Origin of the sequence: Saccharopolyspora antiqui (assembly GCF_052246905.1) — a bacterium.
Classification (GTDB): Bacteria; Actinomycetota; Actinomycetes; order Mycobacteriales; family Pseudonocardiaceae; genus Saccharopolyspora.
Genome location: NZ_JBQQBO010000001.1, coordinates 653,152 through 676,249, shown reverse-complemented (window position 1 = coordinate 676,249; position 23,098 = coordinate 653,152). Strand labels below are relative to the sequence as shown.

The window sequence follows — 23,098 nt, the reverse complement described above, 5'->3', positions numbered from 1 at the left end:
GCGGCCCGCGTCCTCGGGGTGGCAGCGGAGTTTCCAGCGATTCCGCACCCCTTCGGCCTGCCAGGCGGCACACGCCAGGATTTACCGCCGAGATGGGTTCAGCCGACGGGGGTGAGGACGCCGACTTCGGCTTCGATCTCGGCGGCAGCGGCCAGGCACAGGTCTTCGCGGAAGGGACGGCTGATGAGCTGGACCCCTTGCGGGATTCCGTCGTGGGTTCCGGTCGGCACGGCCACGGCTGGCAGTCCGGCGAAGGTCGTCACCGAGCAGAGGCGGACCGCGACGGCCATGCGCGCGTTCTGTTCGGCGTCCAACTCCGCAGGCGCGTCTCCCGGTGGTTCGGTGGTCACCGGGCCGAGCACGAGCGGGTAATCGGCCAGGAAGTGCAGCCAGTCCCGGATGATCGCGTGCCGGTCGGCGGTGGCCTGCAGGTAGTCCCCGAGTCCGAGCGGCGGTTGCTGCTGGATGTTCAGCTCCATGTGCCGGGCGCTGTCCTCGGTCAGCAGCGGCCGGATGCGCGGCCACACCAGCGCGAACTCGCTGCTGATCATCTTCAGGTATGCGGCTATGCCGTCGGCCATCCTGGGTACGTCGGCGACTTCGGTCGCGTATCCGGCGTCGGACAGGACTCCGGCGGCCTTCTCGACCGCGTCCCGGACCAGTGGATGCACCCCGAAGCCGCCCGGGTCCGCCACCACCGCGACCCGCAGCGGCCGGGGCAGATCCGGTCCGTCGAGGGGGGCTGGCACGGCGCGCGGATCGCGGGGGTCGGTGCCCGCCAGCACCTCGAACGCAGCGCGCAGGTCGGCGACCGAACGGGCCAGCGGACCGTCCTTGGGGAACAGTTGCGAGGCGAGCGTCGGTTCGCGGCCGCCTACTTTGTGCTCGACGGGAAAGCGACCGTAGGTGGGGTTCAGCGCGGTGATCCCGCAACACAGCGCTGGTCCGCGAACCGATCCTCCGGAATCGTTCCCGAGCCCGATCGCCGCCATCCCCGCGGCGACCGCCGCGCCGTCGCCGCCGCTGGTGCCGCTCGGTGTTCGGATCGTGCCCCACGGGTTGACGGTTTCCCCGAACAACTGGCTGTTGGTGAAGCCGCCGCCGATCGTCAGGTCGGGCATGTTGCTGTGCCCGATCGCAATGGCGTCGGCCCCTCGAAGCCGCGCCACCGATGGGGAGTCCGCCCCGGCCACGTTGTCCCGGAAGCGCGGGACTCCGTGGGTGGTGGGCACTCCGGCGATGTCGATGTTCTCCTTGACCGTGAAGGGAACACCGGCGAGCGGGCCCAGCGGTTCCCCGGCCTCGCGCCGTCGATCGATGTCCGCTGCGGTCGCCCGGGCGTTGTCGCCCAGCACGGCGGTCACGGCGTTGACCCACGGATTGACCTCGGCGATCCGCTCCAGGTGAGCCTCGACGAGGTCGACCGCGCTGATCTCGCCCGAGCGGACCGCAGCGGCGTGTTGCAGAGCTGTCATCTTCCACATGCTTCAGAAAAATACAGATCTGTATATAAAGACACCATTGAATTTCATGAGAAACTGGTCGAGTGATGCGGAAGCGACTCAACCAGGCGGAACGACGGCAGCAGACCCGAACGCTGCTGCTGGCCGCCGCTGCGGAGCTCTTCGCCGATCGCGGTGTCAACGGCACGTCGGTCGAGCAGATCGCCGAGCGGGCCGGCTACAGCCGGGGCGCGTTCTACGGCAACTTCACCGACAAGCACGAGCTCGTGGTCGAACTGCTCAAGCAGCGGACCCTGCACGAACTCGACGAGGTGAAGGACATCGCGCAGCGGCCGGACCCCTACGCGGCGCTGCGCGAGTGGCACAAGGCGCGCGCCGAGCACCTCGCCGGGTGGCTGTCACTGCGCATCGAGCTGATCCAGTACGCGCTGCGCAACCCCTCCTTCCAACCGCAGCTGGCCGAACGGGAACGCGTGGCCCTCGACGCCCACGCGAACAGCATCGAGTCCACCTTCACCTCGCTGGGCAAGGAGCCCCCCGCGGACCCCGGATTCCTCGCCCTGATCGTGCACGCCCTGGAAGACGGGCTGATGGTCCAGCGAATGCTCTTCCCGGACGAGATCTCCGACGACGTCATCGTCGACGCGGCCGAACTGCTGATGCGAACATGGGCAGCGGCAACACCTCGGTGAGCACACCCGACGTGATCGTGCGCCCGGAGTGCTTCTACGGTGTGGCGAACAGAATCATGCGGTGTCCACTTTGTACTCGGTGTGGACCCGTTCCAGCAGCTCGGTGACCGAGGTGTCCTTCGCGGCTCTGTCGAAGGTGATCTCGCCGTGCTGCAGGAGGTTGACCCGGTCGCAGATGTCGAGCACCTGGGCGTAGTTGTGCGCGATCAGGATGATCGCGATGTCCCCGCGCTGCTTGAGCTGGGTGAGCAGCCGCAGGATCATCCCGCCCTCCTTCGCGCCCATCGCCGCCAACGGCTCGTCCAGCAGCAGCAGCTTGACGTCGCTGGAGTACACCGACCGGGCCACCGCGATTGCCTGCCGCTGCCCACCGGAGAGCTGACCGACCTCGGCGGTCACCGACGGGATCGAGATCCCGATCGCGTCCAGCGCCTCGCGCGCGCGGCGTTTCATCTCGGCGCGGCGCAGGAACGGCAGCGGCTTGTGGGTCAGCTCCTTGTTCAGGTGCAGGTTGAGGTACACCGGGAGATCGTTGACCAGCGCGAGGTCCTGGAAAACCGTCTCGATGCCCAGCGAGCGCGCATGCGTGACGGACTTCAACTGCATCGGCTCGCCCTCGAACAGCAGGCGACCGGAATCCGGCTGGTGGTATCCGGTGAGAATCTTGATCAGCGTTGACTTCCCGGCTCCGTTGTCGCCGATGAGTCCCAGGATCTCGCCCCGGCGCACCACGAGATCAACGCCCCGCAACGCGCTCACCGGCCCGAATCGCTTGCCGATGTCCTCGACGCGCATCACTTCGTCAGTCATGCCTGGCTCCAGTGCTCCGGTCGGCTGCTCGCTCGGCGGAAGGTCGTCACTCATGGCGCCTCCGCGCAGCGGCGTTCAAGCGTCCGCGCAGCCGCGCCAGGTACACGTTCAGCGCCATCGCGACGAGGATCGCGACGCCGAGCACGACGTAGAAGCCGTTGGCGCTGATGCCGGTCAGGTTGAACCCGTCGTAGACCAGGCCCAGCAGCAGGGCGCCGAAGAGCGCGCCGATGACCGTGCCGGAACCACCGAGCAGCGCGGTGCCGCCGATGACCGCCGCGGCCACCGCGAAGAACATCGTGTTGAAGCCACCGTTGGTCGGATCGAACGAGCCGACCCGGATGCCCTGCAGTATCCCGGCCAGTCCCGCGAGCGTGCTCACGATCGCGAAGCTGATCACCTTCACCCGCGCGGTGCGGATCCCGGATTCGGCCGCGGCGACCGGGTTGCCGCCGACCGCTTTGACGAAGATCCCGAACCTGGTGGTCGACAGCACCATCTGCATCACCGCGACGACCACCAGGCACCACAGCAGCTCCGACCACCGCCAGCCACCGAAGACGTTCGTCACCCAACTCCCGCTCGGTGCGGCGACCGGTGAACCGTTGGAGATGATCAGCGACAGGCCCCACAGCAGGAACGCCATGCCCAGCGTGGTGATGAACGACGGGATTTTCAGCCTGGTGTGGATCAGGCCGTTGGTCATGCCGATCAGCGCGCACACCACCAGCGTTGCGAGCAGCGCCAGCGGTAGTGGGGTGTAGTTGTTGACGAACAGGATCAGCACGAACGGCGAGAGCGTGAACACGAAGCCCGCGGACAGGTCGATCTCGCCGCAGATCAGCAGCATCACCTCACCGGCGGCGACGATGGCCCACGGCGCGAGGTACTGCGCGATCGTCTGGTAGTTGTTCACGGTGTTGAAGCCCGGGCCGCTGGTGAGGCTGAAGTAGATCGCCGCCGCGATCGTGACGAGCACGATGCTGAGTTCGCGGATGTGGATCAACCGGGCGAGCGGGCTTTCGCCGCTGGCGGGTGGTTGGTCGGCTGCGGGGCCGGAGCGGCGGTGCCGCGCGGGCGCGTCCGTCATTGAACCTCCAGTCCGGACAGCAGAGGAGCGTCACTGGTTGGGCGACGGCAGCGGGATCGATTGCGGCATGGGCACCAGCTCGTTCTTCGACCCGCCCTCGAACTTGCTGTCGGCCGACACGTAGGGTCCGACGTTCTCCTTGGTCACGAACACCAGACCGGTGTCGGTGGACGGCGGGAAGACCAGCGTGCCGGAAATCCGGAACAGGTACAGGTACATCGTCGACAGGAATCCCTGCAGGTACGAGGACTGGTCGATGGTGAAGTCCAGCGCCCCGGAGTCGATGCCCTTGAGCGTGTCGGCCAGCGTGTCGTAACCCCCGGCGTGCACCTTGCCCTGCTGGCCGCGGCTGGTGAGCAGTTGTGCGATCGAGGCGGTGCTACCGGCGTCGACCGCGTAGATCCCCTGGACGCCGGGATGTCCGTCGTAGGCCGCGGTGATCGCGTTGAGTTCGGCGGCTTGCTCGGCACCGGTGTTGATGGAGATGACGTTGACCGCCGGAGCGTGCTGTTTCAGCGCGTCGACGATGCCGTTGAGCCGTGGTTGCACGTTGTTGCCGCCGGGCTGCGAGATGCCGACCAGGATGTCACCGGAGGTGATGTCCCTGGCGATGCGTTGCCCCATCAGGAAGCCGGAGTGGTACAGGTCCTGGCCCACGTAGGTCAGAGCGTAGTTGTTGGCCGCGTTGGCGTTGTAGGCGACGACGGGGATTCCCTTGGCCAGCGCCTGCTTGGTCAGGTCGACGAAGGCGTTGCTGTCGGTCAGCGAGACCGCGATGCCGTCGGCGTTGCTGTTGATCGCGGTCGCGAAGGCGTTGGCCATCTCCGCGACGTTGCCCTCCGTCGATCCGGTCCATTGTGGAGCCTGGATGCCGAGCAGCTTGGCGGCGTCGGCCATGCCGGTCCTGGTCGGCACGAAGAAGGAGTTCGTCGTGACGTGGTTGATGAACACGAACCGCCACGGCGGGGTCTGCGGGAACGCGCCGCCCGCCGCACCGGAGCTGTCCTGCACCCCGTTGCAGGCGGCCAGCAGGGCGCTGGCAGCGACGGCACCGCCGCCGAGGCCGAACATCTTCAGCGCGCTTCGCCGCGAGGAGCTTGCGAGGTCTGAGCCAGACCTGGGGGAGTTCGACTCCTCCGGGTCGGATATTTCGTTCATCGCCGGGATCACCCATTCCGCATCGGCGGGGAACTGAGCAGAGGGATCATTGGATGATTGGTCGGTGCAGTCAAGCGTCCATTGGTGTTCGGATCTTGGCAGGGTGTTGTCGGTGCCGAGGTCGTCGTCGGAGAATTGGGCCATCAGGTCGCCGCCGCGCTGCGATTCGTCGCAGCGGCGCTTGCGCTGATCGTCCCAGCTCCCGGTCCGGTAACGATCCGACCGGCCCAGCCGGGCAAGGCATTGCGACGCAACGGTTCGCGCACCCCTGACCCAGTGCTTCGCGTTCGAGCACGTTCCCGGAGGTGCACGAGAAAGCCGCGCCCGATGTGGCAGGTCCCGGGCGGCTTCCAGGGGCTACATCCAGCTTGCCCCGGTCGTTGTGATGCGCGGCCGTCTGGGGGGCGCTACAGCGGGGAGCGGGACGTAAATGGGCGGGATGTGATACCGCGAACCGCGTTGCGGTGCACTGAACGAAAGCGAGCTGCGCCGGGGGTCTTCGCAGGAAGACGTCTCTTGTGGACTACTTTTCCGGACTGCGACAACGACTTTGTCGTTCAGCGGCCGCCGACCACCTGTGCGGACTGCACCACGCCGGTGCGCTGACCCGCGATCGGCTGCTGCTCCAGCCAGTCCGCCGTCACCTGCTGGAGCATCCGGTACTGCGACTCGGCGAGCATGAAGTGCGAACCGCAGTGCACCTGCAAGTACAGCTTCTCCCGCGAACCGAGGTCGGAGTAGAGCTGGTACACCGACTCCGGCGGGACGGTGCGGTCGAGGTCACCAGCGATCAGCAGCGTCGGGGCGCCGACCCGGGCCGCGGCTGGCTGGTTCCACCCGGTGTTGACCGACATCGGGCGGCGCAAGAAACCCTCGCCCCAGGTCGCGGCGACCGGGTCCGCTGCGAGGTTCTGCTGCCACATCTGCTCCTGCGCGCCCGGATCGACCTGGCCGGGGCACTGCGTCAGGTCCACCTCGGCGTTCCAGCGGGTCAGGAACTGGTCGTGGTTGGACACCGTGTACGGCGCTCCGTCCGGCTGCTCGGCGGGCGGCCCGTCGGGCGAGGTGGGCGAGTACGCGGGTGCGAAGAGCACCAGCCGGTTCACCTTGTCCGGGTGCGACGAGGCGTAGCCGCCGGTGCGCATGCCGCCCATCGACCAGCCGACGAGGTTGACCTTGGCCACGCCGTCGCGGGCCCGGACCCAGTCGACCACCGAGTCGAGCGCGCTCCACTCGGCCTGGTTCGTGCTGAGCACCTGGGCGTAGCTCGGGTCGCCGCAGGGCTGCGTGGTGACCGGACCGACCAGCTGCTGGTCGCTCGCGCTGAGGTTGCACGGATCTTCCATCGGCCACGGGCGCGATGAGGGGCCGTAGCCCTCCATGTCCATCGTGTACACGTCAAAGCCTTGCTGGGCAAGGAAATCGGTGTAGCTGTAGTCCTGGTAACGCAGGTTGAACGCGGTCTCGGTCGGGTATGTCGCGCCGTGCACGAGCACGATGGAGCCGCGGGTGGCTCGCTGGTCCTTGGCAAATCGGGTCTGCTGCACGTAGATGTGGTCGACCTGGCCCTTGATCACGGGGATCTCGGATGTGTGCACCACGTAGTGATCGGTGGTTTCCAAGGGCTCGGCATGCGCCTTCGGCGCCGCACCCGCGGACACGGGCGTGCCGACCAAGGCGAATGCTGCCAGAACAAGTCCCAAAGCGACGGTGCTCCGTCTGCGCTGCATCTGGCCCTTCTTTCGTAATATGGAATTGTGTTTCCGTAGTATTACGGGTGTTTGGCTGAAGTGTCAACGATCACCGCCCGGCTCAGCGACGAAGCGACGTGCCGAACATCGCGTCGGTGCGGGCGGGGGACGATCCGGATCTTCAGGCCTTTGTGGACGAATTCACCGATCCGCTCATCGCCTACGAGAACAACGGGGCCGTGCACCGATGCCTGCGGCCGGGCGGAGTCGGATCAGGTGTACGGGGTGGGTTCCGGGAGTTGGCCGAGGAGGGTGTAGCGGCCGACCTCGACGCGTTTGTAGGCGACGGGGTCGTGCAGGCTGTGCGTGCGCAGGTTTCGCCAGTAGATGTCCAGGCCGACCGAGCTGGCGGTGGCGCGGGCCCCGGTGAGTTCGTAGATGCGGGTGCTCGTCTCCAATCCGACATCGATGGCGCGTTGTTTCGCGGCGGCGACCAGGACCGCGGCTTGGCCGCGCTGCTCAGCGGTGACGGATCGCCGATCGGCGTGCAGCAACCGCGCGAGATTCGCGCCCGCGCTGTCGGTCAGTGCCTCGGCGGCCCAGAGCTTCGCTTGCAGGTCCCCGTACCCGTCGAGGATGTAGAGCTCCTCGGTCCCGGAATTCTTGTTCTCCCCGCCGTAAGGCCAGGGGCGGGTGTGTCGGCGAGTGTAGGACGCTCCGGCGCGCAGGGCGGCTTGCGCGATGCCGAGGTAGAAGTTCGCGAACACCAGGTGCAGCGCGGGCACGTGGAGCGTGCCGTAGGCCGACGGCTGGAACTGCTTGTCGACGTATCCGGCCGCCGCCGACCACGGCACGCGCACGTCGTTGATCTCCACGCTGCCGGACTCGGTGAGCCGTTGCCCGAGGTTGTCCCAGTCGTCGCCGAAGACGATGCCGTCCTGCCTCGAAGGCACGATCGCGAAGAGCTTGTGGCCGCTGGTCTCCAGCACGCCTTCGAGCACGGTGAGGTCGGAGATCTTGCTGCCCGTGGAGAAGTACTTCTTGCCGCGGAAGACGAGTGTCTCGCCTTCGTCGCTGATGGTCAGCTCGTTGTCGCGGGGATTGACCACGCCGCCGAAGAAGTAGTTGTTGGTGGTGTAGAGCCGCTCGACCTCGGCGATCTGTTCGGGTGTGCCGACCAGTCGCATCGCCCACGACCAAACGTAGTGGTGACCGAGCAGTTGTCCGATGGAGCCGTCGCCGACGGCGACCTCGCGGACCACCCGGCAGGCGGTGGCCCAATTCTGCCCGGCACCACCGAATTCGGGTGGACCGAGCAGCGTGACCAGCCCGGCGTCCCTGAGCAGCCGCACCTCGTCGTACGGGGTGGCGGCGGCCCGGTCGCGAGCTACGACGTCGGCAGCCAGGATCGTGGCCACCTCGCGCGCGCGGCTGATCCATTCCTCGGCGGTGGCTGGACCCGGTTGGTCGCTCCAGCGCGGCGGGGCGGTCTCGGTGCTGCTCAAAGTCGTTCCTTCCGAAGAGATCCCGGATGCGTCCGGTGATGAGAAAACCACCGTTGGAGCGGGGCGGGGCGTCAGGGGGCGCCCGACTGCGATTGTCCGCGCGAGGTCTATCTTCTGGTTCTCGGGTCCGGCGGTTGGCTGCTGAGTTCCGAAGTTTTGCCGGATACAACCCGTTTCTGGCCGCAAGCGGTGCGGTCCATCCATTGTGGTGTTGCCACCGGTTCTTGACGTTCGCGGGCGCGGGACCGTCGACTGCGCAAGGACAAGAGCCTGCTGGCGCGCCGCTTCCTGTCGACTTCGAGCCCCGCGTCAGGAAGGCGGGGCCGTGGACTCGCGGATGACGAGCTCCGTCGGCTCTCGCACGGTCTCGCGGATCTCGGCGTTCGCGGATCGTTCGAGCAGCAGCTCGACCGCTCGGGCGCCGAGACCGTCGAGTGCCATTCGGACGGTGGTCAGCGGTGGGTCCAGGTACGGCGCGACCGTGAGGTCGTGCACGGCGATGACCGAGATGTCCTGAGGAACCCGCACGCCCATCCGGCGAGCGGTGTGGAGCGCGCCGGTCGCGGACGCGACGTTCGCGACGAGCACGGCGGTGGGTCGCTGCTCGGCTTCGAGGATCTTCGCCATGGCTTCCGCACCGCCGCGCGGTGTGTAGTTTCCGCGGACGATGGGTCCCCGCGCCAATCCGGCGGCCTTGATCGCCTTGAGGTGGCCGATTCGGCGTCGACGCGCTGAGTCGCTGTCCTGCGGGCCGCTGATGAAGGCGAGCCCGCGGTGTCCGAGCTGCACGAGATGTTCGACGGCCACGGCTGCGGCGCGCTCGTCGTCGAGCACCACGTAGCGGCGCCGACCGGGGCCGGTTCGGTTCACGCAAAGCCACGGAAGGCCCAGGCGCTCCAGTTCGTCCTCGGGTGTGCCGTGCACACCCCCGGCGGCCAGCAGCAGCCCGTCCACGCGGCCGTGCCCGAGGCGCTCGGCGTAGCGTTCGAAGCTGTCGTCGGCGGACTGCAGCGACGCGGTCATCAGAGAACAACCGACCCTGGCGGCGGCAGCCTCCGCGCCCTCGATGATCTCGCCGTAGGCCGGGTTGATGTAGTCCGGCACGAGCAGCGCGATGGTGCGGGTGCGCGCGGTGCGCAGGCTTCGAGCCGCGGCGTTCGGCTGGTAACCGAGTTCCTCGATGGCGTCGAGCACTCGCTGGCGGGTGCTGTCCCGGATGCTCAGCCGGGGATCCGCGTTCAGCAGCCGTGAGACGACCGCCCGATCGACGCCCGCTCGCGCGGCGACGTCGGCGATGGTGCTGCGCCGGGTCGGCTTCGGCGGCCGGCCCTCGACCATGCGTGTTCCTTCCGGGCGCTCGTCGTGTGCGGTGGTGGGTGCACGCGTCGACCTGGCCGCGACGTGCTGATTCATCGTAGCCGCCAGCGGGAGCCGGAATGGCCCTGGGCACAAGCGGTTGTTGACATGAGCGACATGGCGTACCTAGATTGCTCAATCGATTGACTAGATATGGATCGACGTGGCGAGCGGCAAGGACGCCGATTGAAGGGACGCTGCGATGCAACGCATTCGTTTCGGCCGCACCGGCCTGCGGGCCACTCCGACGACGCGGGAGCCGGTCGAGTCATGAGCAGGATCAATTCGATCGAGACCTACGTCGGCGGCCGGGTGTGCGTCGTCCACGTGACGACCGACGACGGGCTGGAAGGTTGGGGGCAGACCGCCCCGGCGCAGCCGGACATCGCGGCGCACGTCCTGCACAACCTCGTGGCGGAGCACTTCCTCGGTCAGGACCCGTGGGAACTCGGTGTGCTGGTCGACCGGTGCATCCGGGCCCAGTACAAGTACCTCGGCACCTTCCTGTTCCGCGCGCTCAGCGGCGTCGACACCGCGCTTTGGGATCTGCAGGGCAAGGCGACCGGGCAGCCGGTGTTCAACCTCCTCGGCGGCCGCGCCCGCCGCCGCATCCCCGTCTACGCGTCGAGCATGAGCCGCGAAACGGACCCGAAGCAGGAGGTCGAACGCCTGCGGCGGCTGATCGACGAGTACGGCTTCAAGGGCGGGAAGATCAAGATCGGTGTCCGAAACGGGCGCGACGCGGAGGTCTTCCAGGGCCGCACCCGGGCGCTCGTTCCGCTGGCGCGCCAGGTTCTCGGCGACGGAGTGGATCTCGCGGGCGACGCGAACGGCGCGTACTCGCCGGGACAGGCCGTCCGCATGGGTCGCTTCCTGGAGGACCACGGCTTCTACCACCTGGAGGAGCCGTGCCCCAGCTGGGAGCTGGACAACATCGGCTACGTCGCGGAACACCTCGATCTGCCGATCGGCGCGGGTGAGCAGGAGTTCTCGATGGAGATCATCCGGCGCATGGTGGCGGAGCGGCTGGTCGACGTCATCCAGCCGGACGTCTGCTACATCGGCGGCATGACCCGCGCCCGGAGGGTCGCCGACATGGCGGACATCGCGGGAATCCCCTGCACGCCGCACAGTTCGAACCGCTCGATGGTCCAGATCTTCACCGCGCACCTCGTGACGGCGAGCCCGGCGTGCGTGCAGTTCCAGGAGTGGAGCATCGAGGACCAGGAGCAGGACGCCCAGATCTACGCGCCGATCCCGGTGGTGCGCGACGGGGCGATCGAGCTCGACGACAGCCCGGGGTGGGGTGTGACGATCCTCGATTCGTTCCTGGCGGGCGCGACCCGGCAGGTGTCGAGCATCGACCGGAACGGCGAGCGCTGCGCGGGCGCCCCATGACCTCCGACGAGCCTGATCCGGCACAGCTGCGCGGAGACGTCTCGTCGGCCCGGTTTGAAAACGTTGTCAACAACTATCGATCGTCCGCCTCGGCGCGGGTACTCGGCGGTCCGCCGGGTCGGCGCCGGAGCGGGCCATGGCGTGGCCAACTGCACGACGATGTGGGGTGGGAACGGCATGACAGGACTCAGCCGAAGAAGTCTGATCGCCGGTATCGGCGGGACCGCGGCGGCCGTGGCCCTGGGAGGCTGCGCGAGGCCTGCGGCCTCGGACGGCTCGACGGTCACGGTGATGAACTGGGAGGCGCTCGACGGATCCGCTTACTCGGACGTGTTCGCCGCGTTCGAGAAGGCCTCGGGAAAGCGCATCAAGTACCAGTTCGCCGCCTCCGGCAGCGATTACTGGGTGAAGACCCGAACCGTTTTGGGCGCCAGCAATCCGCCCGATCTCATCCGGATCGACGATGACTTCGTGGCGTCCTACGCCCGGACCGGGCGCCTGCACGACCTGCGGGACTTCATCGCGGCCAGCGGCTTGCGGGAGAGCGACTACTTCCCGGCCGTGTTCGGCAACACCCGCCAGCCGGATGGATCGGTGGCCGGTTGGAGCCTCGGGATCCAGCCCCGCGTCATCTTCTACAACAAGACGATGTTCGAGCAGGTCGGGGTTCCGCTACCGCCCACGACCTGGACCGCCGACGGCTGGACGTGGGACGACTTCCGGTCCGCCGCGCGCGCCCTGTCCATTCCCGGGAAGCGTTGGGGCGCCTGCGTGCTGGACGACTCCGGCTTCGAGATGATCTACACGGTGAACAACGGCGGCACGGGCCGCTGGTCGGCCGACGGCCGCCGGTTCGCCCTCGCCGACCCGGCGGATGCCGCCGGTTTCCAGTGGGTCGCCGACCTGACCTGCGCGTACGGTGCGCAGCCGCGGTGGTCGGAACTCCAGCAAAGCGGCCGCGGCGCGGAACTGTTCGCGGCCGGTCAGGTCGGCATGATCCAGCGGGTTTCCAGTTTCGTGAATTACTTCCGCGAGAACGTGCAGGACTTCGAGTGGGACATCGCCCCGATTCCCGGCAACGTCACGCAGCGGACCTACGGCAACCAGATCGTCTTCGCGATTCCGGAGGCCGCCGCGAACAAGCAGGGCGCCTGGGAACTGCTCGAATTCCTCACGACGATGCCGGGCGCCGGGTTCTTCGCCGACGACGGTGCGTTCGTTCCCGGCCTGCGCTCCGCGGCCGAGCGGACGACGGCCAGCGGAACCGAGATGCCGCGAAGCCTCGGGCTGGTGCTCCAGGCCGCCGACAACGCGGTGCTGCCCAGTCGGGTGGTCGCGGCGCAACAGGCCCTTGAGGTCTACCGGCCAGCCCTCGACGACGTCCGGAATTGCCAGGCGACCGCGCCGGAAGTGCTGGGCGGCCTCCGGCCCCAGATCGAGGAGATCATCAGGTAACCGATGGCTACGTCGCTTCCTCCTCCCGCCCAGATGGCGAAACGCGCATCCCGCCGCCCCGACCGCGTCCAGGAGGCGGTCACGGGATTCGTGTTCGTCGCCCCGCTGCTGATCGGTATCGCCGTCTTCCAGGCGTATCCGATGATCACGACGACGGTGGCCTCCTTCACCGAGTGGGACGGCCTGACACCACCGACCTTCGTCGGGTTCGAGAACTTCGTTCAACTCCTCTTCGACGACCCGATGTTCCACCAGGTGGTCGTGAACACGTTCGTCTACATGGCAGGTGCGATTCCCCTGACCATCGCGCTGGCCCTGGTGCTCGCCGCGCTCGTCAGCCCGCAGCGCCGCGTCATGGTGGTCTTCCGGCTGGCCTTCTTCGTCCCGTACGTGGCCAACGTCGTGGCGATCAGCATGGTGTGGTTCCGCTTGTTCTCCGGCGAGGACGGCGCGGTCAACGGCATGCTCGGTTGGCTGGGCATCACCGGGCCGGACTGGCTGGTGACCTCGCCGTGGGCGATGGTGGCCGTCATCATCGCGAGCACGTGGCAGAGCGTCGGCTACCCGATGATCGTGCTGATGGCCGGGATCCAGGCCATCCCCACCGAGTTGCACGAGGCCGCGAGCCTGGACGGGGCTTCGCGATGGCGCCGGTTCACCCGGATCACGGTGCCGCTGCTGACCCCGTCGTTGTTCTTCGTCAGCATCAGCCAATTCGTGGCCAGCTTCCAGGTTTTCGGCATCGTGTACGCGCTGACCAAGGGCGGACCGGGCAACGACACCGACGTGTTCCTGCTGCACCTGTTCAACACCGCGTTCGGGGCCGGGCAACTGGGTTATGCCTCGGCGATGGCGTGGTTGCTGTTCCTGGTGATCGCGGCGCTCACCGCGCTCCAATGGCGACTTCAGCGGAAGTGGGTGTTCTACGGTTGAGCGCGATCCCCAAGCCCGGCCAGGGCACGTTGTCCCAGGTGCTGCAACGCAAGAAGGTGTTGCTGGGTGTCTACTACCTGTTCCTCGCGACGCTGGCTTTCGGGTTCCTCTTCCCGCTGATCTGGATGATCGCGACGTCGCTCAAGACCGGTTCGGAGGCGCTGTCCTCGCCGACGTCGGTCATCCCGGCCGACCCCACCGCGGAGAACTACTGGGCGGCGCTGGAGGTGCTTCCCACGTACTTCTGGAACAGCGTCAAGCTGGCTTTCCTCAACGTCGCCGGGCTGCTCGTCGTCGCGTCGCTGGCGGGCTTCGCGTTCGCTCGCCTGCGGTTCCCCGGTCGCGATGTGATCTTCGTGGTCGTGCTCGCCTCGGCACTCGTCCCGCACATCGTCTACCTGATCCCGCAGTACGTCGTCTTCCGCGAGTACGGCTGGGTGGACACCCATTTCCCCCTCTGGGTCCCGCGCGCGATGACGCCGGTGTTCGGCACCTTCCTCATGCGGCAGTTCTTCCTCGGCATCCCGAAGGAACTGGAGGAATCGGCGCGCATCGACGGGGCGAACACGTTCACGATCTTCAGCCGGATCATGCTGCCGCTGGCCAAACCGGCGCTCGCGGCCGTGGCGCTGTTCACGTTCGTCGACTCGTGGAACGACCTGCTCGGTCCGCTGATCTTCCTCAACTCGCAGGAGTTGCAGACGGTTCCGGTGGCTCTGGCCCTCTTCCAGGGGGAGTTCTTCAGCAACGTACCGGGCCTGATGGCGGCCGCGACGATCATCATCGTTCCCGTGTTCGTCGTGTTCCTCCTCGCCCAGAAGTACTTCGTGCAAGGCGTGATCATGTCCGGATTGAAAGGCTGACAGCAGGTGAATGCGATCTCGTCCGGTGACCACGCGCGGTGGGGGGAGGCGACGGAGCACGCCCTGCGCGCCTTCCCGGTGAGCGGCCAGCAGATGCCGACGCCGTTCCTCGCCGCCCTCGTGCGGCTCAAGCGGGCGGCGGCCCGGACGAACGGTGAGCTGGGACTGATCACGGGCGCTCAGGCCGATGCGATCGTCGCCGCGGCCGATCGGCTCCTCGTCGGCGACATGTGGAACCAGTTCCCGGTCGATCTCTACCAGACCGGCTCCGCCACCTCCAGCAACATGAACGCCAACGAGGTGATCGCCGCGCTGGCGACCGAGCAGGACGGCTCGGTCGAGGTCGCCCCGCACGAGCACGTCAACCGCTGCCAGTCGTCCAACGACGTCGTGCCGTCGGCGATGCGCGTCGCCACCGCGGTGGCCCTGCGCGACGAACTGCTCCCCGCGATCGAGGAACTGCACGCCGAGTTGCAGGCCAAAGCCCTCGCGTTCTGGGACGTGCTCAAGGTCGCGCGCACCCACCTGCAGGACGCCACGCCGATGCGCCTGGGGCAGGAGTTCCACGGCTACGCGGGCCAGCTGGCCGGAGCCCGCCAGCGGCTCCAGCGCGCACTGGGCGAACTGGCCGTGCTCCCGCTCGGTGGCACGGCCGTCGGCACCGGGCTGAACGCGCACCCGGAGTTCGCCCGCCGGACCTGCGCCCACCTCGCGGACGAGCTCGGAATCGAGTTCGTCGAGACCGACAACCACTTCTGCGCGCAGAGCACGCTCGACGACGTGCTCTCCGCGCACGCCGCCGTCACGACCACCGCGCTCGCCCTGCACAAGATCGGCTGCGACATCCGGCTGCTGGCGACCGGCCCCCGGGCCGGGCTCGGCGAGCTGCGAGTCCCGGACGTGCGGGTGTCGAGCAGCATCATGCCGGGCAAGGTGCCGCCATCGGTGATCGAGTCGCTGACCATGGTCGTGGCGAGGGTGGTCGGCAACGACGCCACGCTCCGCTTCTCGCAGACGGGCAGCATCCTCGAACTGAACGTCATGATGCCGGTCGTGACCGCAGCCGCGCTGGAGTCGGTCCAGCTCCTGGCGTCGGCCGCGTCGAACCTGGCGCGCCAGTGCATCCGGGGCATCGAGGCCACCGAGATCGGGCCGCGCAACGTGGCCAGGAGCATCATGCTCACGACCGCCCTGTCACCGCACATCGGCTACGCCGCGGCCGCCGCCATCACCCGTGACGCGCTGGACAGCGACGAGGAAGTCGAGACGGTCGCCGCCCGGCACGGCGTCTCCCGCGAGCAGTTCGCCGAGTGGTGCGATCCGCTCGCCATGACCGGCGACCCACGACCGCCCGACTAGCGCCCGCCGTCAGGTCGCGCGCCAAGTTGCTCAGGTCTGTTGTGTGACAAGACCTTGGGCGAGGTCGAATTCGGTCGCGGCGGGGTTGCGTTCGGCGGGTTCGCCGAAGCCGCCTCCGCCGCCGGATTCGCATCGCAGGACGTCGCCCCTGCGCACTCGTAGGCTGTTGACCTTGAGCATTTCGCGTGCGTGCTCGGTGCCGGGGTTGAGCACCACGCGAGGCGGGGCGCCCGGTTGTCCTCCGTCGAGTCCCCAAGCCGGGGTGGTGGAGCGTTCCCACCACAGCGAGAGGTCCTGGTCGGCTTCCATGACGTACTCGCGCACGACACCGTTGCCGCCGCGCCACTCGCCCGCGCCGCCGGAGTCCGGTCGAATGCGGTATTCGCTGACGCGCACGGGGTAGAGCGTTTCGAAAACCTCGATGGGCAGGTCGCACAGCGAGCCGTTGACGTTGTTGATCAATGCGGTCGCGCCGTCGCCGCCGTGCCACGCGCCCCACCCGCCGACCGTCGCCTCCAACGTGACGAAAGGCCTTCCGGTGCGCGGATTCTCACCCGCGAACTGCACGATCATCGAGTCGCCGTAGCTGGCGGCCGCGGCCTTGTCGGGCATCGCGGGGGCGAGTGCCTTGACGATGAGGTCGATGAGCATGCCGAGGCTGGAGTAGTAGTACTGGCAGGCGGCGGGTTCGCGTGCGCCGAGCATGGAGCCCTCGCGGACCTCGACTTCCAGCGGGGCGAAGGCGCCGCCGTTGAGGCTGTGCGCGGGTGAGATCAGCAGCTTGTAGCCGACGCGAGCGGCCGAGATCGCCTGTGCCCGGCCGCAGTTGACCGGTCCGGTGGTCTGGTCGGCGCAGTCGGTCAGATCGATCATCATGCGATCGCGGTCGACGATGATCCGCACTGTGACCTTCAGCGGTGTGTCCAGGTCGATGCCGTCGTTGTCGAGGTAACCGGTGGCCTCGTAGGTGCCGTCGGGAATCTCGGCCACCTGTTGCCGTTCGACGCGTTCGGTCTGGGCGAAGATCTCCTCGCGGGCCTGCGCGATCGTCGCCGCGCCGTATCTGGCGAACAGTTCGCCAAGCCGCCGAACCCCCATGCGGGCACAGGCGATTTGCGCCCGCATGTCGCCGAGCGTCACGTCCGGGAACCGCACGTTGGTCGCGATCAGCCGCAGGATGTCGGCGCATTCCTCGCCGCCCGCGACGATCCGGGTCGGCCCCATGCGCAGCCCTTCCTGGTAGATGGAGGTCGAATCCATCGAGCCGCCCGGGTCTTTCGACCCCATGTCGATCCAGTGGGCGCGTGAGGCGGCGAATCCGACGAGTTCGTCGGCCACGAAGATCGGGGCGTACACGGTGCAGTCGTTGAGGTGCGTGCCGCCGATGTAGGAGTCGTTGAGCACCCAGACGTCGCCGGGTTGCCACACCTGCGGACCGAACTCGATCTCGGTGCGTCGGGAGCACTCTTCGAGGTTGCCCAGGAAGATCGGCAGTCCGGATGACTGGCCGAGCACCCGGTGCTCGCGGTCGAGCAGTGCGACCGCGCAGTCCTTGCCCTCGTAGATCGTTGGTGTGTAGGAGGATCGGATCAGGGTTGTGTTCATGTCCTCGGCGGCTTGGATCAGCGCCGAGCGGATGATCTCGGTGGTCACCGGGCTGATGTTCATGGCTGGTCCGCCTCCAGTTCCGCCTCCAGTACCGCCTCTCCGCGATTCACAGTGGTGGTCGCGTCCAGCCCGATCTCCCGTTGCGTGGTTTCTGGTGGCTGGCTTGCGTCACGGTCCCCTGAGGTGCGGTTCGGGAGGACTGAGGTTGACACAGGGGGTGTCATGACTGCTCCATTTCGGGCTGCGGCGCGAGGGTGATGATCAGGAACTCGTTGTCGTCGACCCGCAGTTCCGCGCGTGGTGGGACGACCGTGGTCGACGTTTCCTCGTGGACGACGGCAGGTCCGGCAAGCCGTGCGCCGACCGGCAGCGCGGACCGCGCGACGATCGTCGTGGGCAGTGCTCTGCCGTCGAACACGACTTCGCGGATGACGGGCTCCGGCTCGGTCTCCGCAGCGCGACCGACTTCAGCGGAGGCTCGGTCGACCCGCCCGTGGCCGGTCGTTCGGATGGTGACGAACTGGACCGGGGCGCCCGGAGTCGCGTGTCCGTAGCGCTTGTGGTGCGCGGCTGCGAAGCGGTGCTCGATCACGTCGACGAATTCCCCGCTGGTCACGTCGTCGGTGTCCAAGATCGGCACGGTGAGGGTGTAATCCTGGCTTTCGTAGCGCATGTCGATGCCGTGGGTCACGAACTGGTCGTCCTCGCCGATGCCCTGTTCGGTCAGGGCCTCGACTGCTTGGCCGTGCAGCGTGTCCAGTGCCGCGGACAGGGCTGGGGTGTCGAGGGTCTGGTTGGTCGCGAAGAACTGCATCGTGAAGTCGCGGCGGACGTCGCTTTCGAGCATGCCCCATGCGGAGAACGCGCCGGGGAACCGGGGAACGACCACTTCGGACACCCCGATCTCCTGTGCGATGAACGCCGCGTGCATGGGCCCGGCGCCGCCGAACGCGAGCAGCGCGAACTGCGCGGGTTCGCGGCCGTGCTCGACGGTCAGCGTGCGGATCGCCTGCGCCATCTTGGCGTTGCCCACGTCGCAGATACCGGAGGCGAGCTCGATCGGGTCCATGCCGAGTTCGCCCGCGAGCTCGGCGACGGCGCGGTTCGCCGCGGCCAGATCCAGGCGCATCCCGCCGCCCGCGAACGCATCCGGATCGACCCTGCCGAGTACGCAGTTCGCGTCGGTGACCGTGGCTCGCGTACCGCCCCGCCCGTAGCAAGCCGGTCCGGGAACCGCTCCCGCCGACTCCGGGCCGACGCGAAGTCCGTTGCCCTCGGCGTAGGCGAGCGATCCGCCGCCCGCGCCGATGGTGTGCAGGTTGACCAGTGGCATCAGCAGCGGGAAGCCTTCGCACACCCCGTCCTGGGACACGTCCGCTTCGTGGTCCATGACCAGCGAGACGTCGAACGAGGTGCCGCCCATGTCGATGCAGATGACGTTCGGTCGATCCAGCAGCTTGCTGACCGCGACACCGCCCATCGTGCCGCCGACCGGACCGGACAGCAGCGTCTGCAGCGGGTGCCGCCGGGCGAAGTCGGCGTTGACCAGGCCGCCGGACGACTGCATCACGTGCACCGGGACGTGCAGGCCCCGTTCGGCGAAACGTGCCTCGATCTTGTCGAGGTACCGGTGCACCGATGGCCCCGTGTATGCCGCCATGACCGTCGTCGACATCCGCTCGTACTCGCGCCACTCCGGTGCGACCTCGTGGGAGAGGACGACCAGCACGTCGTCGCCGAGTTCCTCGCGCAGGATCCGACTGGCCCGCCGTTCGTGATCTCCGTTGAGGTAGGCGAACAGGAAGCACACCGCCACGGCGTCGAAGCCGTCCTCGCGCACCCGCTTGGCCACGAGTCGGACCGCGTCTTCGTCCAGCGGCTCCAGTTCCGCGCCCGCCGCGTCGAAGCGCCCGCCGACCTCGGCGATGGCGTTGCGCGCGACCAGCGGGGTCGGTTTGCGGTAGTGCAGGTCGAACAGCCGCTCCCGGTTGCCGCGGGCGATCTGGTAGACGTCGCCGATCCCGCGCGTCGTCATGATCAGCACGTTCGCGCCCCGGCGTTCCAGCAGCGCGTTGAGCCCCTGGGTCGTGCCGTGCACGAAGAAACCGATCTCGTCGAACGGAATCCGGAACCCCCCGAGCGCTTCGAACACCCCGCGCGCCAGATCGTCGGGTGTGGTCAGGACCTTGCCCGCACGGACCCGCCGCGCGGCCGCGTCGTAGGCGACGACGTCGGTGAACGTGCCGCCGATGTCCATGGCGACCCGGTATGTCATGGAAACTCCTTGCCACTGGGCAGAAACCGCGGTGCGGGTGTCATGCGAGCGCGCGACCTTCGGTCTCCTGGATCGGAATGGCGGACAGCAGTGCGATGACCAGGAAGACCATGATCGAGCCGATGGTGAGGGAGGACGCCACGCCGCCGTCCATCAGCGCGCCGATGACCGGTACCGAGACGGTGTTGGCCAGCAGGATCGCCGCCGTGACCCACGAATAGCCGATTCCGCGCAGACCGGTCGGCAGAGCCTCACCGGACCAGGTGTTCCAGATGCCCCACGCCCCGAGCGAGAAGAACGCCAGGATGAGATTTCCGGTGTACATCTGGACCGCGCCGGTAGCGAAGCCGAACAGCGCGCCGCCCGCGGCCGAGGCGAACACGAACGCCAGGAAGATGCTCTTGCGGCCGAATCGTCTGGTCAACCACGCCGCGAGCAGATAGCCGGGTACCGAGACCAGTTGGGTGACCGCGACGAACCACAGCGCGTCCGAGACGCTGAGCCCCTTGCCCTGCAACAGCACCGGCAGCCACGTCTGCAAACCCCAGTAGCCCCAGCTGAAGGTGAACGAGACGACGAGCAGGAGCAGGAACCGACGCCGCACCCCGCCGCTGAACAGGCTCCGGATGTCGCCACTCGGTCCGCTGTCGTCGACCGCGAACCGGGCGTCCGCGGCGACCGCGCCGCCCAATCGGCGAAGCACCTGCGCGGCCTCGGCGTGCCGTTGCTGCTTGGCGAGCCAGTACGGTGATTCGGGTGCCCACCGCAGGATGGCGAAGGCCCAAAGCCCGGCGAGTGCGGCCACGACAGCCACTGCGCGCCAGCTCACCGCGCCCAGCGTCTGGCTGACCCCGATGCACAGCAGCGTTCCGACCGGAAATCCGATCGACAGCGCGACCGCGCCCTGACCACGCCACCTGGTCGGCAGCAGTTCCAGGAAATACGGGAACGTCACGGTGTAAACACCGGCGAATGCGACACCGGAGAGGAACCGCAGCACGAGGAACGCCCAGAACGAGGGCGACAACGCCGCCAGCAACGCCAGCGCCGCGTAGACCAGCAAGCTGGCTACCGCCACCTTGCGGCGGCCGAGTTTGTCGATGAAGCCGCCCCACAGCAACGCGCCCGGCACCATTCCGAATGCCACGGCCGACAGCGCCCACCCGAGCTGGGCATCGCCGACACCGAATTCCGCGGCGATGCCGTCCGAGACGTAGACGAGGCCGACCTGCTCCCACGCTTCGACGACGAAGGCGATGAACAACACCGAACCGGCGACGACATGTGCCCGACCCACCGACATCTCGTCGAAGACCTGGCCCACCGACCCGCGGGCCGAGGAGCGACCGACATCGGCCGGGCCCGAGCCGCCTGATGAAGGTGCCATCACGCCTCCGTTTGTCAAAACGTTTTGACGATTCGCCACATCGAACGCGTGCGGTCGATCGATGTCAAGAGCGGTCGTGAGTGCGAAGGCCCGGTGGAGCCGGTTTTCGCACACACGACGATGCCTCGCGGCGCCACGCGCGGGTAGGCGATACTGGACCGACCGAGCGGGGAAGTGGAGGGAGCGGACACCGTTGGACGGCAGGACGGCCAAGCGCGCCACCACCATTCGTGACGTCGCCGAACGGGCCCGGGTGTCGATCAGCACCGTCTCGCACGCGTTCTCCGGTAGCAGGCCGATCTCCCAGGCCACCAGGGACCGCATCTTCCGCGCGGCCGCCGAACTCGGCTACGACCCGAACCCGAGCGCTCGCTCACTGCGCACCGGACGCTCCGGCATCATCGGGTTGATCCTCCGACCCCGCTTCGCCCTCGTCGGCACCCCGGACCGCGCCGAGACCTTCAACCGGTTGGTGGGCTCGGTCGCCACCGAGATGCTGCGCCGCAAGGTCGGTCTGATCCACGTACCCGATCTGCACGACCCGTCGGTGGCCAGCGTGCCGATGGACGGCTGCATCGTCGCCCATCCGTACGGCGCGGATGAGGTGCTGACCGAGCTGCTCCGCCGGGGCGTCCCAGCGGTCACCATCGAGGAAGACCCGGAACGGCCCGAGTTCACCTGGGCGGTTCGGCTCGACTACGCCACGGCGGTTTCGGCCCTGCTGGACCACCTCCGCGATCAAGGCGCTGGGGACATCGCGTTGCTCACCGGAACCGAGGACAACGCCTGGAACCGACGGACCCGGGAGACCTATCTCGCCTGGTGCGAACGGCACGGCCGCACGGCGCGCACCGAGCCGCTCAGCGAAGGACTCAGCGCCGAGGGTGCGGCAGCGGTGATCCGCCCACTGCTCGCGGGCCCCGAACGCCCGGCGGCGGTGGTGGTCGCCACCAGCGACTTCGCGGCGATCACCGCGGAAGTCGCCGCGGCCCAGGGGCTCCGCGTGCCGGACGACCTGATGATCGCCGCATTGACCGACTCCGAACATTCACGGCTGTCCGATCCGCCGATCACCGCGATGGACCTCAACCACGAAGGGCTCGCCGAGCAGGCCGTCGAACTCATGCTCACCAGACTCGCTGGCGCCGCGACGCCCACCGAGGCCGTTGTGGTCACCCCCGCGCTGCGGCTTCGTCCCTCGACGCAGCGCACCACCGGCCCCGACGAGCACCGGTAGTCCCGAGCCGGTAACCGCCGTCACGGCGAGCTCCTGCTTCGCAGGGGTCGTTGTGCCCTGGTGGCCGCGGGGAAAAACGTCGAGCGGATCACCGACGCGATTCGGACCAACACAGGTTTCGGCTGGCACGAACACGATCCTGCGCTGTTCGAGGGGACCGAGCGGTTCTTCCGGCAGGGGTACCTGGCGAACCTGGTGTCGTCGTGGATTCCCGCTCTCGATGGGGTGGACGCGAAGCTGGCAGCTGGCGCGAAGGTCGCCGACGTCGGCTGCGGCCACGGCGCCTCGACGCTGCTGCTCGCCGAGTCGTATCCGATGTCGAAGATCACCGGCTTCGACTACCACGACCGCTCCGTCGACCTGGCGCGCACACGTGCGGCCGAGGCCGGTCTCGCAGCCCGGCTGTCGTTCGAAGTGGCGGCAGCCGCCGACTTCCCGGGCACCGAGTACGATCTCGTCGCCGTCTTCGACGCCCTGCACGACATGCCAGACCCGCTCGGCGCCGCGCAGCACATCCGCCAGTCGCTCAAGCCGGACGGGACGTTCCTGCTCGTCGAGCCTTATGCCCGCGACACCGTCGAGGACAACCTCAACCCGGTCGGTCGGCAGTACTACACGGCATCAACGGTGGTTTGCGTAGCGCACTCGATGACCGAGGAACCACGCACCGCGCTGGGTGCCCAGGCGGGCGAAACGCGGCTGACCGAGCTCCTTCACGATGCCGGTTTCACACGCGTCCGGCGAGCTGCGGAGACGTCCTTCAACCTGATCATCGAAGCACGACCATAGCCCCTCGCACGGTATTCCACGATTGGTCT

The 23,098-nt window shown here is 67.9% G+C and carries 18 protein-coding genes; 8 read left to right on the top strand and 10 right to left on the bottom strand.

Translation table 11 applies throughout. The features are described 5' to 3' along the window. Positions 1-98: 98 nt before the first annotated feature. Positions 99-1,475, bottom strand: coding sequence for an amidase (locus ACTWQN_RS03000; RefSeq protein ID WP_443201744.1), 1,377 nt, complete (start codon positions 1,473-1,475; stop codon positions 99-101). A gap of 74 nt (positions 1,476-1,549) precedes the next feature. Between ACTWQN_RS03000 and ACTWQN_RS02995 the strand changes: the two genes are divergently transcribed. Continuing rightward, on the top strand, positions 1,550-2,155 hold the full coding sequence (locus tag ACTWQN_RS02995; RefSeq protein WP_443202009.1) for a TetR/AcrR family transcriptional regulator: 606 nt from the start codon (positions 1,550-1,552) through the stop codon (positions 2,153-2,155). A gap of 54 nt (positions 2,156-2,209) precedes the next feature. On the opposite strand, the gene ACTWQN_RS02990 is transcribed toward ACTWQN_RS02995, so the two are convergent. The 6 genes from ACTWQN_RS02990 to ACTWQN_RS02965 all read right to left on the bottom strand — a co-directional run bounded on the left by ACTWQN_RS02990 (position 2,210) and on the right by ACTWQN_RS02965 (position 9,747). Beyond that, complete coding sequence (locus tag ACTWQN_RS02990) at positions 2,210-2,965, bottom strand: ATP-binding cassette domain-containing protein (protein ID WP_443201743.1); 756 nt, start codon at positions 2,963-2,965, stop codon at positions 2,210-2,212. A gap of 46 nt (positions 2,966-3,011) precedes the next feature. Then, positions 3,012-4,055, bottom strand: coding sequence for an ABC transporter permease (locus ACTWQN_RS02985; RefSeq protein WP_443201742.1), 1,044 nt, complete (start codon positions 4,053-4,055; stop codon positions 3,012-3,014). A 30-nt stretch (positions 4,056-4,085) separates the two neighbouring features. Then, positions 4,086-5,126, bottom strand: a complete 1,041-nt coding sequence (locus ACTWQN_RS02980) for a substrate-binding domain-containing protein (protein WP_443201741.1) — start codon at positions 5,124-5,126, stop codon at positions 4,086-4,088. Positions 5,127-5,770: 644 nt separating this feature from the next. Next, positions 5,771-6,943, bottom strand: coding sequence for an alpha/beta hydrolase (locus tag ACTWQN_RS02975; protein ID WP_443201740.1), 1,173 nt, complete (start codon positions 6,941-6,943; stop codon positions 5,771-5,773). 233 nt (positions 6,944-7,176) lie between these two features. Beyond that, on the bottom strand, positions 7,177-8,409 hold the full coding sequence (locus ACTWQN_RS02970) for an acyl-CoA dehydrogenase family protein (protein WP_443201739.1): 1,233 nt from the start codon (positions 8,407-8,409) through the stop codon (positions 7,177-7,179). A 309-nt stretch (positions 8,410-8,718) separates the two neighbouring features. Next, entirely contained in the window at positions 8,719-9,747 is a 1,029-nt protein-coding gene (locus tag ACTWQN_RS02965) for a LacI family DNA-binding transcriptional regulator (RefSeq protein ID WP_443201738.1), read from the bottom strand. A 288-nt stretch (positions 9,748-10,035) separates the two neighbouring features. Here ACTWQN_RS02965 and ACTWQN_RS02960 point away from each other — a divergent pair, with 288 nt between their 5' ends. From ACTWQN_RS02960 to ACTWQN_RS02940, 5 genes are all read left to right on the top strand, one after another. Further along, positions 10,036-11,163 carry a mandelate racemase/muconate lactonizing enzyme family protein gene (locus ACTWQN_RS02960; protein WP_443201737.1) on the top strand — a complete coding sequence of 376 codons (1,128 nt, stop codon included), beginning with the start codon at positions 10,036-10,038 and terminating at the stop codon, positions 11,161-11,163. 177 nt (positions 11,164-11,340) lie between these two features. Beyond that, a complete protein-coding gene (locus ACTWQN_RS02955; RefSeq protein ID WP_443201736.1) occupies positions 11,341-12,618 on the top strand; it encodes an ABC transporter substrate-binding protein in 1,278 nt (425 codons plus the stop codon). 33 nt (positions 12,619-12,651) lie between these two features. After that, the gene (locus ACTWQN_RS02950; RefSeq protein ID WP_443201735.1) at positions 12,652-13,551 is read left to right on the top strand and encodes a carbohydrate ABC transporter permease; all 900 of its coding nucleotides are present in this window, start codon (positions 12,652-12,654) and stop codon (positions 13,549-13,551) included. Further along, complete coding sequence (locus ACTWQN_RS02945; RefSeq protein WP_443201734.1) at positions 13,548-14,414, top strand: carbohydrate ABC transporter permease; 867 nt, start codon at positions 13,548-13,550, stop codon at positions 14,412-14,414. The genes ACTWQN_RS02950 and ACTWQN_RS02945 overlap by 4 nt, the downstream gene beginning before the upstream one ends. 6 nt (positions 14,415-14,420) lie before the next feature. Continuing rightward, a complete protein-coding gene (locus ACTWQN_RS02940) occupies positions 14,421-15,773 on the top strand; it encodes a lyase family protein (RefSeq protein ID WP_443201733.1) in 1,353 nt (450 codons plus the stop codon). 30 nt (positions 15,774-15,803) lie between these two features. Here the strand turns inward: ACTWQN_RS02940 and ACTWQN_RS02935 are convergent, their stop codons facing one another. From ACTWQN_RS02935 to ACTWQN_RS02925, 3 genes are all read right to left on the bottom strand, one after another. Beyond that, positions 15,804-17,441 (bottom strand): hydantoinase B/oxoprolinase family protein, encoded by a 1,638-nt coding sequence (locus tag ACTWQN_RS02935; protein ID WP_443201732.1) that lies wholly within the window; start codon positions 17,439-17,441, stop codon positions 15,804-15,806. A gap of 160 nt (positions 17,442-17,601) precedes the next feature. Continuing rightward, on the bottom strand, positions 17,602-19,656 hold the full coding sequence (locus tag ACTWQN_RS02930; protein WP_443201731.1) for a hydantoinase/oxoprolinase family protein: 2,055 nt from the start codon (positions 19,654-19,656) through the stop codon (positions 17,602-17,604). Between the two features lie 40 nt (positions 19,657-19,696). Then, on the bottom strand, positions 19,697-21,043 hold the full coding sequence (locus ACTWQN_RS02925) for an MFS transporter (protein ID WP_443201730.1): 1,347 nt from the start codon (positions 21,041-21,043) through the stop codon (positions 19,697-19,699). Positions 21,044-21,236: 193 nt separating this feature from the next. Between ACTWQN_RS02925 and ACTWQN_RS02920 the strand changes: the two genes are divergently transcribed. Together ACTWQN_RS02920 and ACTWQN_RS02915 are read left to right on the top strand one after the other, a co-directional pair. After that, the gene (locus ACTWQN_RS02920; protein WP_443201729.1) at positions 21,237-22,280 is read left to right on the top strand and encodes a LacI family DNA-binding transcriptional regulator; all 1,044 of its coding nucleotides are present in this window, start codon (positions 21,237-21,239) and stop codon (positions 22,278-22,280) included. Positions 22,281-22,340: 60 nt separating this feature from the next. Beyond that, positions 22,341-23,069, top strand: a complete 729-nt coding sequence (locus ACTWQN_RS02915; RefSeq protein ID WP_443201728.1) for a class I SAM-dependent methyltransferase — start codon at positions 22,341-22,343, stop codon at positions 23,067-23,069. The last annotated feature ends 29 nt before the right edge of the window (positions 23,070-23,098 follow it).